This window comes from Streptomyces sp. DSM 42067, assembly GCF_055792885.1.
This window is the reverse complement of record NZ_CM147706.1, coordinates 462,524-475,193: the sequence shown is the minus strand read 5'-3', so window position 1 is coordinate 475,193 and position 12,670 is coordinate 462,524. Positions and strand designations below refer to the sequence as shown.

At 70.3% G+C, this 12,670-nt stretch carries 12 protein-coding genes and 1 pseudogene; 4 read left to right on the top strand and 9 right to left on the bottom strand.

Going from position 1 to position 12,670, the window contains the following annotated elements:
- Window positions 1-86 precede the first annotated feature (86 nt).
- The 3 genes and pseudogenes from ACSMXV_RS02510 to ACSMXV_RS02500 all read left to right on the top strand — a co-directional run bounded on the left by ACSMXV_RS02510 (window position 87) and on the right by ACSMXV_RS02500 (window position 2,960).
- Complete coding sequence (locus tag ACSMXV_RS02510; protein WP_473176054.1) at window positions 87-1,466, top strand: MGH1-like glycoside hydrolase domain-containing protein; 1,380 nt, start codon at window positions 87-89, stop codon at window positions 1,464-1,466.
- Window positions 1,382-1,692, top strand: a pseudogene (locus tag ACSMXV_RS02505) (hypothetical protein); the annotation flags it as partial. The gene ACSMXV_RS02510 and the pseudogene ACSMXV_RS02505, both read left to right, overlap by 85 nt.
- 119 nt (window positions 1,693-1,811) lie before the next feature.
- The gene (locus tag ACSMXV_RS02500) at window positions 1,812-2,960 is read left to right on the top strand and encodes a PP2C family protein-serine/threonine phosphatase (protein ID WP_473176053.1); all 1,149 of its coding nucleotides are present in this window, start codon (window positions 1,812-1,814) and stop codon (window positions 2,958-2,960) included.
- Window positions 2,961-2,986: 26 nt separating this feature from the next.
- On the opposite strand, the gene ACSMXV_RS02495 is transcribed toward ACSMXV_RS02500, so the two are convergent.
- From ACSMXV_RS02495 to ACSMXV_RS02485, 3 genes are read right to left on the bottom strand one after another with little or no spacing between them, the layout of a single operon-like run.
- Complete coding sequence (locus tag ACSMXV_RS02495; RefSeq protein WP_473176052.1) at window positions 2,987-3,949, bottom strand: aldo/keto reductase; 963 nt, start codon at window positions 3,947-3,949, stop codon at window positions 2,987-2,989.
- A 19-nt stretch (window positions 3,950-3,968) separates the two neighbouring features.
- On the bottom strand, window positions 3,969-5,381 hold the full coding sequence (locus tag ACSMXV_RS02490) for an acyl-CoA reductase (RefSeq protein WP_473176051.1): 1,413 nt from the start codon (window positions 5,379-5,381) through the stop codon (window positions 3,969-3,971).
- Between the two features lie 11 nt (window positions 5,382-5,392).
- Window positions 5,393-6,688 carry a hypothetical protein gene (locus ACSMXV_RS02485; RefSeq protein WP_473176050.1) on the bottom strand — a complete coding sequence of 432 codons (1,296 nt, stop codon included), beginning with the start codon at window positions 6,686-6,688 and terminating at the stop codon, window positions 5,393-5,395.
- A gap of 88 nt (window positions 6,689-6,776) precedes the next feature.
- On the opposite strand from ACSMXV_RS02485, the gene ACSMXV_RS02480 reads away from it, so the two are divergent.
- Complete coding sequence (locus tag ACSMXV_RS02480) at window positions 6,777-7,445, top strand: TetR/AcrR family transcriptional regulator (protein ID WP_473176049.1); 669 nt, start codon at window positions 6,777-6,779, stop codon at window positions 7,443-7,445.
- 24 nt (window positions 7,446-7,469) lie between these two features.
- On the opposite strand, the gene ACSMXV_RS02475 is transcribed toward ACSMXV_RS02480, so the two are convergent.
- From ACSMXV_RS02475 to ACSMXV_RS02450, 6 genes are all read right to left on the bottom strand, one after another.
- The gene (locus tag ACSMXV_RS02475; protein ID WP_473176048.1) at window positions 7,470-9,026 is read right to left on the bottom strand and encodes an acyl-CoA synthetase; all 1,557 of its coding nucleotides are present in this window, start codon (window positions 9,024-9,026) and stop codon (window positions 7,470-7,472) included.
- Window positions 9,023-9,268, bottom strand: coding sequence for a hypothetical protein (locus ACSMXV_RS02470; RefSeq protein ID WP_473176047.1), 246 nt, complete (start codon window positions 9,266-9,268; stop codon window positions 9,023-9,025). The genes ACSMXV_RS02475 and ACSMXV_RS02470 overlap by 4 nt, the downstream gene beginning before the upstream one ends.
- Before the next feature lie 55 nt (window positions 9,269-9,323).
- Window positions 9,324-10,160, bottom strand: coding sequence for an SDR family oxidoreductase (locus tag ACSMXV_RS02465; RefSeq protein WP_473176046.1), 837 nt, complete (start codon window positions 10,158-10,160; stop codon window positions 9,324-9,326).
- A gap of 40 nt (window positions 10,161-10,200) precedes the next feature.
- Window positions 10,201-10,674, bottom strand: coding sequence for a VOC family protein (locus ACSMXV_RS02460; RefSeq protein WP_473176045.1), 474 nt, complete (start codon window positions 10,672-10,674; stop codon window positions 10,201-10,203).
- A gap of 100 nt (window positions 10,675-10,774) precedes the next feature.
- Complete coding sequence (locus ACSMXV_RS02455) at window positions 10,775-11,833, bottom strand: NAD(P)H-dependent amine dehydrogenase family protein (protein WP_473176044.1); 1,059 nt, start codon at window positions 11,831-11,833, stop codon at window positions 10,775-10,777.
- Between the two features lie 62 nt (window positions 11,834-11,895).
- On the bottom strand, window positions 11,896-12,660 hold the full coding sequence (locus ACSMXV_RS02450; RefSeq protein WP_473176043.1) for an SDR family NAD(P)-dependent oxidoreductase: 765 nt from the start codon (window positions 12,658-12,660) through the stop codon (window positions 11,896-11,898).
- Between the last annotated feature and the right edge of the window lie 10 nt (window positions 12,661-12,670).

Here is a 12,670-nt window from a genome sequence, read left to right as displayed (position 1 = left end):
ATTCGGGGTCGTAGTCCCCGGCATCCCGAGCGGCAGAAGCCCGGGTCCTTCCACGCCACCGCTGCCTCCTCGCGGAGGTCTGGCGCGTGAGGGCAGTCGCGGGTCCACCCACGCCCACCCGGTCCGCCCACCTGGCACTGTGGCGCGGTGCGGCGCGGGTCCTGCTCGACAACTGGACGGGTACCTCCACTGTCCCGTCGCGCAGCCTCTACCCGCACCAGTGGAGCTGGGACTCCGCCTTCATCGCGATCGGGCTGCGGCACCTGTCGGTGCGCCGGGCCCAGTGCGAACTGGAGACGCTGCTCGCCGCCCAGTGGGGCGACGGCCGGATCCCGCACATCGTCTTCAACCCCGCCCTCCCTCTGGGCGCGTACTTCCCGAGCCCGGACTTCTGGCAGTCGTCGCGCGCCGGAAAGGCAGCCGGTGCCCCGGCCGTCGCCGAGACATCGGGCATCGTGCAGCCGCCCGTCCACGCCCTGGCCGCCTGGCTCGTGCACCGCGCGGACCCGATGGAGTCCGAACGCCGCGGCTTCCTCGCGCGCGTGTACCCCCGGCTCACCGCCTGGCACCGCTATCTGCTCCGCTGTCGGGACCTGGCGGGCGCCGGCCTCACGGCAATGGTGCATCCCTGGGAAGCGGGCATGGACAACAGCCCCTGCTGGGACAGCCCGCTCGCACGCGTCGAACCGGCTGCCCCGGGCACCTTCCGGCGCGCTGACCTCGACCACGGCTCGGCCGCCGACCGGCCCACAGACCTCGACTACGGCCGCTACGTGCGGCTTGCCCTCGACTACCGCGACCACGGTTACGACGACCACGCCGCCGTGCACCACTTCGCCGTCGAGGACCCCGCCGTTAACTCCCTCCTCATCGTCAGTGAACTGGCCCTCGCCCGCATCGCCGCCGCCGTGGGTGCCGACCCCGCCGTCCACGCGGCCCACGCCGAGCGGCTCACCGACACACTCGTGGCACGCCTGTGGGACGCGGAGACCGGCATGTTCCTCGTCCGGGACCTGGCCGCCGACGAACTGATCCGCGAGCGCAGCGTGGCCGGGCTGATCCCGCTCATCGTCCCCGGCCTGCGGGCCGACATCGTCGAGCAGCTCCTGCAGAGCCTGTCCGGACCCCACTTCCACGCCCGGGCCACCGACCTGGTGCCCAGCTACGACCTGGCCGGTCACGCCTTCGACCGCTCGCGGTACTGGCGCGGACCCGCCTGGTTCAACACCGCCTGGCTCATCGAGCGCGCACTGCGCATGCACAAACGCGTGGGACGGGCGGATTCACTGCGCGCGTCCTTCCTGACGGCCGCAGGGGCCTCCCGGTTCTCCGAGTACATCGATCCGTACAGCGGCGAGGGCCGCGGCACGCTCCACTTCTCCTGGACCGCCGCGCTCACCCTCGACCTGCTCAGCGCCGACGGGGAGGCGGAGCGGACAACGAGGCGCTGGCCGGTTGCACGGTGAACGCAGGCGCGGTGTTCCGCCGAAACGCCCTGGTGGAGCGGCCGGCGCCGCCGAACGCGCGTGCCATCCACGCCCACCTCACCGCGCTGAAGGACCACGGCTTCGACGCGGCTCCAAGCCCGGTCCGTCTCACCGCCGACGGCCGTGAGCAGCTGACCTTCATCCCTGCGACGTGGCCCTGCCGCAGTTTCCGCGCTGGGCGCTGACGGCAACCGCCCTGGAATCGGGGCCCGGCGCGCGTGCGGCTTCGGCGTAATCAGTTCACCCACGGGGTGGGCACCGCTGGCCGGAGGGCGGGGTCCCGGCAAGTCTGAGGGGACAGCCCCAGACGACGGGAGCACGGACGTGGGGAGTGCCGGTGAGCCCCGTATCGACATGGAACGCGGCATGGTGCGCCGCCTCCGGCTGCTCCCCTTCATCCTGCTGATCGGCGGCGGCGTGCTGGACGTACTGACCCCGCCGAAGTTCAGCGCGACCGCCTTCTACGCGGCCGCGCCCATCATCGCGGCCCCGCTGATGTCGCTGTGGGGAACCGTGCTGACCGGCCTCGCCGCATGTGTGGTCGACGCGGCCGTGCTGGCCCATTTCGGCTTTCTGGACCATCAGGACGGGCTGACGGAACTGGCGTCGATCGTGGCCGTCGCGGTCATGGCCGTGGTGATCAATCGCCTGCTGTACCACCGTGATGTACGGCTGCGCTCGGCGCGCGGGATCGCCACGGTCGTGCAGAACGCGGTACTGCCGCGCCCCCGGAACCGTATCGGCCCGTTCAGGATCGCCGTACGCTACGAGGCCGCGCTGAAGGAGGCGCAGATCGGCGGTGATCTGTACGGCGTCCAGAAGACAGCGCAGGGGCTGCGCTGCATCATCGGCGACGTACGGGGGAAGGGCCTGGGCGCGGTCGAGGCCGTCGCCCTCGTCCTCGGGGCGTTCCGCGAGGCCGCTCACGACGAACCCACGCTGGACGGAGTCTGGCGAAGACTGGAGCGCTCTCTGATGCGCGAGGTCGAGTCGCGGCCGAGTCTGGACCGGCAGGAAGGCTTCATCACCGCTCTCCTGGCCGAGATCGCGCCCTCCGGCGACATGGTCAGACTGGTCAATCGCGGTCACCCAGCGCCACTTCTGCTCCTGCCGGACGGCACGGTTCGGGCCGCCGAGCCGTCCAGGGCGGCGCTTCCACTCGGCCTGGCGGTGCTGGACGCCGAGCCGGACCGGGCCGCGGTGGACGCCGTCCCCTTCCCCGAAGGCGCCACACTGCTGCTGTACACGGACGGCGTCACCGAGGCACGCGACCGTGCCGGAGTCTTCTACGACCCGGTCACCGGCCTCGCAGGCCGCCGCTTCGCCGGCCCTGACGCCGTGTTGAACGCCGTGGTCGACGACGTACACCAGCACACCGGGAGCGGCGGCGCGGACGACGACATGGCCCTGCTCGCCGTCACCGTCACGCGGGGCGAGTACGGCAACGACGGCAAGCCGAAGACCGCTTCCTGACGGGGCCCAGGGAGCGAGGGAACACGTCACGCAGGTGGCGCGAGGGCGGCGCTGTGCCTCTGCAGGAAGTCGTGCGGGTAGCCGTCACGGACGCGTGTGGCGGCATCGAGGCGTTCGAGCTGCGATGTGTCGAGCCGGACGCTCACCGCGGTCAGGTTGTCGCGGATCTGTGTCACGGTGCGTGCGCCGATCACCGGCATGAGGCCATGCTGCAGGACCCATGCGAGGGCGACCTGCGCGGGCGTTGTGCCGAGTTCCGCGGCGATCTCCTTGGCGATGTTCAACGCCCGCGCCAGGGATGGGGACAGCCGCTCGGCATCGCCCGCAGCGGGCTCCCGGGCCAGGAGGCCGCGTGCGAGCGGGCTCCACGCGGAGATCGCGAGGCCGAGCGTGCGAGCCATGGGCAGGAGCTCGCGATCGGGGGTGCGTGCGGCCAGCGAGTACTCGAGCTGCAGGGCGCAGAAGGAGGTCCAGCCGCGCAGCTCGGCGATGGCGTCGGAGCGGGCGATCACCCATGCGGGTGTGTTGCTCACGCCGATGGCCAGTACCTTGCCGGCGCGTACGAGGTCGTCGAGCGCCCGCAGGGTCTCCTCGGCCGGCGTGCACTGGTCCCACGCGTGCACCCACAGCAGGTCCACGTAGTCCGTGCCCAGGCGGCGCAGGCTGGTCTCGACGCTGCGCCGCAGGCTCTTGCGGTGGTTGCCCCCGGAGTTCGGGTCGTTCTTGTCAGTCGGCAGCGTGTACTTGGTGCCGAGCACGATGGCGTCGCGTTCCGCCGCGATCAGGCGCCCGGTGATCGTCTCGCTCGCGCCCTCGGTGTAGACGTCGGCGGTGTCCACGAAGTTGCCGCCCGCTTCGCGGAATGCGTCGTAGATCTCCCGGCACGTCGCCTCCTCCGCGCCGAAGCCCCATTCCGTGCCGAACGTCATCGTGCCGAGGCACAGTTCGCTGACGCGCAGACCGGACCGGCCGAGCACACGCAGCCGCATACCCCCTCCCTGTGCCGCGTCAGGCATCGTCGTCGACCACCCAGTTGACGAACCGGTGCAACGGATACATGCCGTCGTGCGGCGAGCCCATGCTGCCGGTGAGGGCGCTGCCGAGCTTCACCACGCGCTGCACGCCGGCGGTGGCGAGGCGGTCGCGGAGCTCCACTTTACGGTGCGACGGATAGACCCCGACCGTCTGTGTCGCCACCGTGGCGAAGGCGGCGGCGTCGAGCATGTTGGCGACCGGCACGACGTTGACGGTCTTGTTCGTGGGGTGGAAGTCGACCGGTTCCGGCGAGCGCACGACGAGGCCGCGGCCGTCGTAGTCGCCCCAGATCCGGTACTCGGGGTCCAGGAAGCGCAGGCCGTCCACCGCCTCGCGGATGTCGCCCGAAGGCTTCGGCCCTACCGCCGACGCGAACTCCCGGTCGACTCCGAGCCGTTCGCAGAGCAGGACGCAGAACCGGTCGACCTGCTCGATGTCGCCCTCGACACAGATGTGGCGGGCGGCGAGGCACGCGTCCTGGTTGAAGACGGTGGCGTCCGTGGCTGCCAGCTCGGCCACTTCTCGCAGGGTCTGCTCGGACGCGAAGGCCTCCCTGCCGATGACCGACATCGACACCTTCGGGTCGAAGGAGATCAGCTGGAAGCCGGGCCCGACGTACTTCGCGGCGTTCGCGATGGCGTCGCCGCCGCCCCAGGCGACGAGCTTGTCGAAGTACTGGGAGCGGTACAGCACGCCCTCTACCTTCGCGTCGCCGCCGCGCCAGTACACGGCGGACATCGACCGGAGCACGGGGTGGTCGGGTTCGATGTCCGCCATGGTGCGCAGCACCGCGACGGTGGTGAACGGGTCGGCCGACGGCATTTTGAACACGTTGACCGCCTTGACCAGCGCGGCGTCCGCGATCGACGTCATGGCCGCGCTCGGGGAGTTTCCGGCGAGCATGTGGACCAGCCGTGGCGGGAAGGCGCGGACCCGGCTGACGTGGCCGTTGGGGTCGGTGCGCTCCACCCAGCCGTCGAGGACATCGGTGCCGCCGAAGGTGCGCTCGAGGCGGTACTCCAGTGCCTCCCGCGTCAGGAACTGTCCCGGCCGCTGGAAGGTGTTCTCGATGATGCGCCGCGGCAGGGCACTCACCTGCAGGGTCATCTCGAGTGACTCCTGCAGATACGCGTTCTTCTCGAGAGTGAGATGCTTCGCGGTCTCGACGAGGAAGTCGATGATCTCCGCCACCGGCACGTCGAACGCCGGCCCCAACCGGGCGCGCGGCTCGAATAGTTCGGTGAGCTGGAGCCGTGGCGTGACGAACGGAACGCCGAAGTCGCGCGAGAGGTACTCGGTGTCCTCGCCCCAGACGAGGCGGCCCCGCACGAAGTGGGGCACCCGGATTTTCGTGCCGGCGGGGGCGTGCGTGGTTGCCGTGCTCATGAACCCTCCGCTCATTCCGCGACGAAGCCGCGGACGTAGGCGTCGATCGTGCCGGCGCAGGTGATCTTGTCGTCATCGCGCAGGTCGGCGTACCGGGTGATCTCCGGGAAGATGGTCTGCCCCGGTCGGCCGCACGGGCAGGCGCGGAGATCGACGAGGATCTTGTCTCCGCTCATCGTCCCGCCCCACCGCCCGTCGATGGTGAGGTCGAAGAACGCGGCGCGGCCCTCGACCTGACCGTCGGACTCCGGCGCCGGCGACTCCCCGTCCTTGTCGAGCACGAAAAGGACGAGCCCCTCGGGTACGTGGTAACGCCCCTCGAGGCACTTGGGGTTGCGCAGGTTCAGCTCCTGCATCGAGTAATACTGCAGATGCCGGGCAGGCGTGATGTTCAGCATGCGGTAGATCTGCGCCTGATAGTCCGGCGGCAGCGCGTTGCCCTTCAGGCCGCCGCCGGTCATCAGTGCGTTCTCACCGGTGATGTCGCCTTCCGACGCACCCGACTCCTTCAGGATCTCGCACAGCCGGAACAGCGGCGCGACCATGGAGTTGAAGAAGATCCGCTCGCCGCGTCGCTTGAGGATGTGCTCCGCGAAGTGGTGCAGGCGTTCCTCGGTCTCCCTCTGCCGCTGGGCGCCGGCCGCCTCGACCTCCGCGATCTCGTCCGGTTCGGCCGTCCCGTCCGCCATGGCCTTGCGGATGGCGGCAAGGCGGGTCGTGTAGCGGTAGTGGTCCTTGCGGCCCTGCGTGCGGGGCACGGGGATAGCGTCGGGGCGCGCGTAGGCGGCGATGAGCATCTCGCGGGATGCGTTGTGCGCGCTGAGGCCGGTCTCCGGTCCCACGGGGATGACGTGCCACGTGCGCTCGGCCGGGATGCCGGCATCGGCCAGGCAGGCCATCTGGTTCTGCTGCGAGGCCTCGCGGTCGCGCCGGGTCTTGTTCAGGAACGAGCTCTTGCCGCTCGTGCCGCTGGAGCTCGACACCAGGTGCCCGGCTGACTCGAGCCGCTCGATCCAGCCGTCGATGTCCTCGACACCGGACACGTCGACGTCGGTGACGCGGTAGGTCGACAGGGAGTCGAGCCAGCGGTTCAGCTGCGCCCAGCGGCCCTTCGCGATGAGCGACTCGGGATAGCTCTTGTACGTCGTGTGCGGGAAGAGCAGCGGGATCATGTCCTCGCGTGCCCGGATCGTCTTGATGCCCTCTGCCTCGGCCCGCCGGTCCAACACGGGCACCTGCTTTCGCCGTTGCTGGAAGCGGGCGTCCAACGCCTCGATGGAATCCCGCTGGTTCGTCGTCTTTGACATAGAGCCTCCAGCTCTCCTGGGGATCCCAAAAAACTATACTGATAGGTCTAGTTACGGTCCAGAGAGCGGTTCTGGCAGACTTCGGAGAATGACGACGCCGCCCCGATCCCGCCCACACCCGGGCGGCACCCGGCCTCGCCGCGGCGGCCGGCCCACTCGCGAGCAGGCCAGGCAGCTGGACGAGAACGTCCGCGAGTGCGCCCTCCAGCTGTTCCTGGAGCACGGCTACGACGGCACCACCATGGACGCGATCGCCGCGGCGGCAGGCACCACCAAGGCCTCGCTCTACGCCCGTTTCCCGGGCAAGGAGGCCGTCTTCAGCTCCGTGCTCGCATGGGCGATCCAGCGCACCGACTGGCCCGTGCAGGAACCGCCCCCACCGGAGCCCGACGACCTCGAAGGGGCGTTGACCGCCATCGCGCACGCCGCCGTGCGCCGGACGCTCGACCCGTCGATGATCAAGCTCGGGCAGCTCGCCGTCGCCCATGCGGCGCGCTTTCCCGAGATCGCCCGCCGGGTGTATGGCGCAGGGGTGTGGCCACGCCGGCAGCTCGTGGTCGACCTGCTGAACCGGCATGCGGCCGCGGGCACGATCGTCGCCGACGACCCCGAGATGCTCGCCGAGCACTTCCTCGGGATGGTCTCGGTCGTACCCGCACGCCACGCCTCCTTCGGCGTCGTGCGCGATCCCGCCGAGCAGGAACGCCACACTCGGAGCGCGGTGCAGCTGTTTCTCCGGAGCCTTCGTCCCGATTAGCGCGCATGGTGTGTTCGGCGGCGGTCACTCCGTCGTCCGGATGCCGTCTGCTCCGTAGTGCTCGCGCAGGAGGCGTTTGTACAGCTTGCCGTTGGGGTCGCGGGGCAGTTCGTCGACGAAGTCGACGGTCCGCGGGCACTTGTACGTCGCCAGCGCCGCGCGGCAGTGGGCAAGCAGCTCCGCCTCAAGGTCCGCACCGGCGGCGGCACGGTCGACGGGTTGCACGATCGCCTTGACCGCCTCGCCCATCTCGTCGTCGGGCACGCCTATCACGGCGACGTCGACCACGGCCGGATGGCCGGTGAGGACGTCCTCGGCTTCCTGCGGATAGATGTTCACGCCGCCGGAAATGATCGTGTGGGCCTGGCGGTCGGTGAGGTAGAGGTAGCCGTCGCCGTCGAGGTACCCGATGTCCCCGAGCGTCCGCCACCCCTTGGGGTGGGTGATCGACGCGGTCTTGCCGGGATCGTTGTGGTACTCGAACGGGCGGCCACCCCCGAAGTACACGACACCCGCCTTGCCCAGCGGCAGCTCCTCACCGTCCTCACCGACGATGTGACATTCCTGCATCGGCCTGCCGACCGAACCGGGATGGGCCAGCCACTCCTCCGATGTGATGTGCGTGTTGCCGACGTCCTCGGTCCCCGAGTAGTACTCGTGGACGATCGGCCCCAGCCAGTCGATCATCTGCCGCTTCACCGCGACGGGGCACGGCGCCGCCCCATGGGTGACGTTGCGCAGGCTCGACAGGTCCCAGCGCTCGCGCTCCTCCTCGGGCAGGCGGAGCAGCCGTACGAACATCGTCGGTACGAACTGCACGTGCGTCACCCGGTGGCGCTCGATGAGCTCGAGACACCGGCGGGCGTCGAATTTCTCCATCACCACGACCGTCGCGCCGATGCGGTGCATCGACATCGAGAAGACGAGCGGCGCGCCGTGATACAGAGGTGCGGGCGACAGATACACCGAGTCCGCTGAGGCGCCCAGCATGAGGAGACCACGCGCGATCTGCGCGGGAGCCGACGACGGATCACCGAACGGCGTGCCCGGCAGCGGCTTGCACACGCCCTTGGGCCGGCCGGTCGTACCCGACGAGTACAGCATCTCGCGGCCCTCGCACTCGTCCGGGAGCGGCTCCGCGGACTCTCCGGCCAGCACGTCCTCGTAGCGTTCGAATGCCGCGAGTTCGCCGGTCGCCGCCACCCGCACCGGGATGCGGGAGAGGTCCAGGCCGGCGACGACGTCGGCCAGCGCCTCGCTGGTCACGAGCGCGACGGCGCCGCAGTCGTCGAGGACGTACTGCACCTCGCCCGGGCGGAGGTGGCTGTTGAGCGCCGTGTAGTGCAGGCCCGAGCGTTGCGCGGCCCACGCGACCTCCAGATACGCGCGGTTGTTCTCCATGAGGATCGCGATGTGGTCGCCGACGCCGAGACCACGTGACCGCAGCGCCTGGGCGAAGCGCGCCGACCGCTCCTCCAACTGCGCGTAGGTCACCACCTCGCCGCTCGATCCCATGATGATCGCCGGAGCGTCCGGCGTGTGACGGGCGTACCGGCTCGGTGTCATCGGTGCGGCCGTCATCGGGCCGCCTCCTGCACCTCGTCCCGCGATGACGACGCCTCAGCCGCCTCGGCGCCCAGGACCGCGCACGCGACGAGTTCGAGCTCGTGGGACGAGGTGCACCATCCGTGCACGGTGCCGTTCTGTACGGTCTGGAAGCCCGGCACCTCTTCGGTCGCCGGCACGCACGGAGCCGGACCGCCGCTGACGACGTGTCCCTTTCCGTCGGCGGTACGTCCGGTCACCATTCGTGGCGCAGCCATGTGTCCCCTCTCACCGAGCCTCGTTGCTCTCCTGCGGATGGATCCCGCCGTGTGGTTACTGCCGACCGGCCGGCCCGTGCAGTGCCGCGCACACGCCGCCGTCGACGAGGAGATCGACGCCGTTGAGGAAACCGGCTTCGTCCGACAGTGCGAAGGCGACCACGGCCGCGACCTCCTCGGGGCGCCCTTGGCGCCCGAGCGGCGTCCGCTGCACGAGCACCTCCATGAACGGGTGGCTCTCTGCCTCCTGCCGCCCCTGAGGTGTGTCGATGACACCGGGGGAGACCGAGCAGACGCGCGCGCCCAACGGCCCCAGCCGTACGGCCTCCTGCTGCACGAAGCGGTGGACGCCGCGCTTGGCCCACGCGTACGCCACTCCGGTGTCCTCGATGGCCGGACCGAGAGCATCGTGGATCCGGTCCAGGAACTGCTCGTCGAGCGGGTCGTCCAGGGCCGCGAGGGCAGCGGGATCCGGCTCGGTGGGGTCGAGCAGCGGCGCCATCGAGGCGAAGCACACCATCGCCGTCCCGGCGGTGGCGAGCGGGCGGAGTGCCTCGGCCAGCATCGCCGTCCCGACGAGGTCGACGGTGAAGATCCGGCGCCAGTCGGCCATGGTGGGTGAGATGCCTGCGGCGTGGGCGATGGCCCGGAGTGTGCCGAGATCGCGGACGTGGGTGGCGAGCCGGGCGAGGCCGTCACCATCGGTGATGTCGAGGACGAAGGGCTCGACGGCGGCTCCTCGGCCTGCGGCCGACAGTTCTTTGGCGGCGGCGGTCACGGTCGCCTCGTCCCGGTCGACGAGCAGGACCGTGTCCACCATGCCGGTGAGGCGTTGCGCGCACGCAAGCCCCATCCCGCGGCCGCCGCCGGTCGCGATGCCCACAGTCGTCATCGATTCCTCCTGTCAGATCTCAGCCCGCACGGAAGGGACATCACGCCGCGCCTTTCGGGACGGCGCCTTTCGGGACGGCCCAGCACTGCTGCAGCCCCGGCTGCGCGGCCCGGCTCACCAGCTCGATACGAAATCCGTTCGCGCTGCGGTGGAAGGTGAAGAACGGGGTGCCGTCGGGGCCCGTCCGCGTCGCCTCGGTCACGTAACCGTGGCGTACGAGCTCGGCGGAGTCCGCGGCCACGTCGTCGGACCAGTAGCCGATGTGATGGATACCTGTGCCGGTCGCCGGTTCCCAGAGGGTCCCAGGGATGCTCCGGATGATCTCCAGCCGGGGTGTTGTCACCGAGTAGGCGCACCTGAGCTCCAGGACGGCTTCACCGGTGGGCAGCGCGACCGGGATCGGTCCGCCGACCTCCTCGCCCCACTCGTACCCGAACAGGGACGAGAGAACGGCCATGGTCGCCTCGAAGTCCTCGGCGACGATGCCGAGATGGAACTGGTCCTCGGCCTTCATCGCCGGGTCACCACCGCGACGGCCCTCGTCGGGGCCACCATGTCCTTCGCGTGTTCGATATCCATGCTCACTCTCTGAAGGCGAGTTCACGGCGGGGCTTTCAGCCGAGTGCGGCCACGATCTGTGGGAGGTCCGCCGTGGTCCGGATGCCCGGGGGTGCCTGGCACACGTAGGGAACGGCGTTGACGGCGCGGTTGGCCGTGTACGACGGGGACACGGCCGCCAGCCTTTCCAGCGGGATGGGGAAGCGGATGTCGATGTCGAGGGGTGCGTCGCCCTCCAACGTGATGTGCCAGCCGGTGCTGCGGAGTTCCCAGTCGCGGTCGAGGTCGGTGCCGCAGTACCAGTTGGCCCGGAAGCGCAGCACCGGGCGGCCGTCGCGCACGCCCGCCACGGTGATCCGTTGTGCGGCGACCGTCCCGGGCTCGATGGTGCCGGCCGCGATGTGGATGCGGCTGCGTGCGCGGGCGACTTCTCCGGTTGCCTCGATCCCGTCGAGCCGGACGCCGAGGGTGTCGGCGACCAGTCGCAGCGACGGGCCGAAACTGGCTCCCAGGTTCTCCACCCGCCCGGCGTCGAACGCCGCCGGAGGCTTGCCGAACGCCATCACCTCGAAGAGGAGCGCCGGAGAGTCGCGCCGGGACAGATCGGCGTACTCCTCTATCAGCAGGCTGTCCAGCCGTCGTTGGATCGAGCTGAGTACCAGCGGTACGGCTTCGGTGATGAACCCGGGGCTGCTCCCTGTGCTGTGCAGGGAGGATGCGCCCTTGCGGCACGCGGCTTCGACCGGTTCGCGCAGCGCCGGGTCGAGGCGGTCACGGTGGTGGAAGTCGGTCCGTGTCGTCACCACGTCGATGCCCGACGCGAGCAGCCGGCACAGGACCTCGACGTCCAGTTCGCGTGGCGCGTAGAGCACGCAGTCGGCGCCGAGCGCAAGGATCTCCTCGATGTCGTCGGTGGCCGCGACGCCGACGGGAGGCAGACCGCACAGGTCTCCGGCGTCGCGGCCCGCTTTGGCCTGGGTGTGCACGTACACCCCGGCCAGCTCCAGCTGCGGATGCTGGATCGTGGCCCGCAGCGCCCGGCTGCCGATGTTTCCGGTGGCCCACTGGACGACGCGGTACGGCCGCCCGGCCGCCGAAGCGCCCTGTGATCGCATCCCCTGACCCTGCCTCTCTCTCGGCTCCTCGGCTGTGCGACCCGACGGCCGTCTGCCAGTGGTTACTTGGGCGGGAAGCGGAGTGCTCCGTCCAGGCGGATGACCTCGCCGTTGAGGTAGTCGTTCTCGCAGAGGTGGTGGACGAGTTCGGCGTACTCGGACGGGCGGCCCATGCGCCGAGGATGCGGCACCTGCGGCCCCCAGTACGCCTCCAGCTTGTCGCCCGCCTGCCCGTAGGCCGGGGTGAGGAATGTGCCCGGCGCGACGGAGAGGACCCGGATGCCGAGCGGCGACAGGTCGCGTGCGGCGACCAGCGTCATGCTCGCCACACCGCCCTTGGCGGCGGCGTAGGGGATCTGCCCGATCTGGCCCTCGAAAGCGGCGATGGACGCGGTGTTGACGATGACGCCGCGGGAGCCGCTGTCCAGGGGCTCCTGCCGGGCGATCGCGGCGGCGGCCAGGCGCATCACGTTGAAGACGCCCGTGAGATAGACCTCGATGGTCGTGCGGAAGCCGTCGAGGTCGAGCGGGCTGCCGTCCTTGCCGACCAGACGTCCGCCGCTGGCGGGGCCGCCGTGGACGTCCACCACGATACGCAGCGGCCCCGCGGACTCGGCCTCCGCGATCGCCGCCTGCACGCTCTCCTCGCTGGTGGCGTCCGTCCGTACGTAACGGATGCCCAGCTCCTGCTCGAGCGCCTTGCCCTTGTCGTCGGCGAGGTCGGCGGCCACGACCTTCGCCCCTGCCGCGTGCAGCCGGCGCACGGTCGCCTCGCCGAGGCCGCCTGCACCGCCCACCACGATCGCGGAGCTCCCGGTGATCTGCATCTATGCTCCC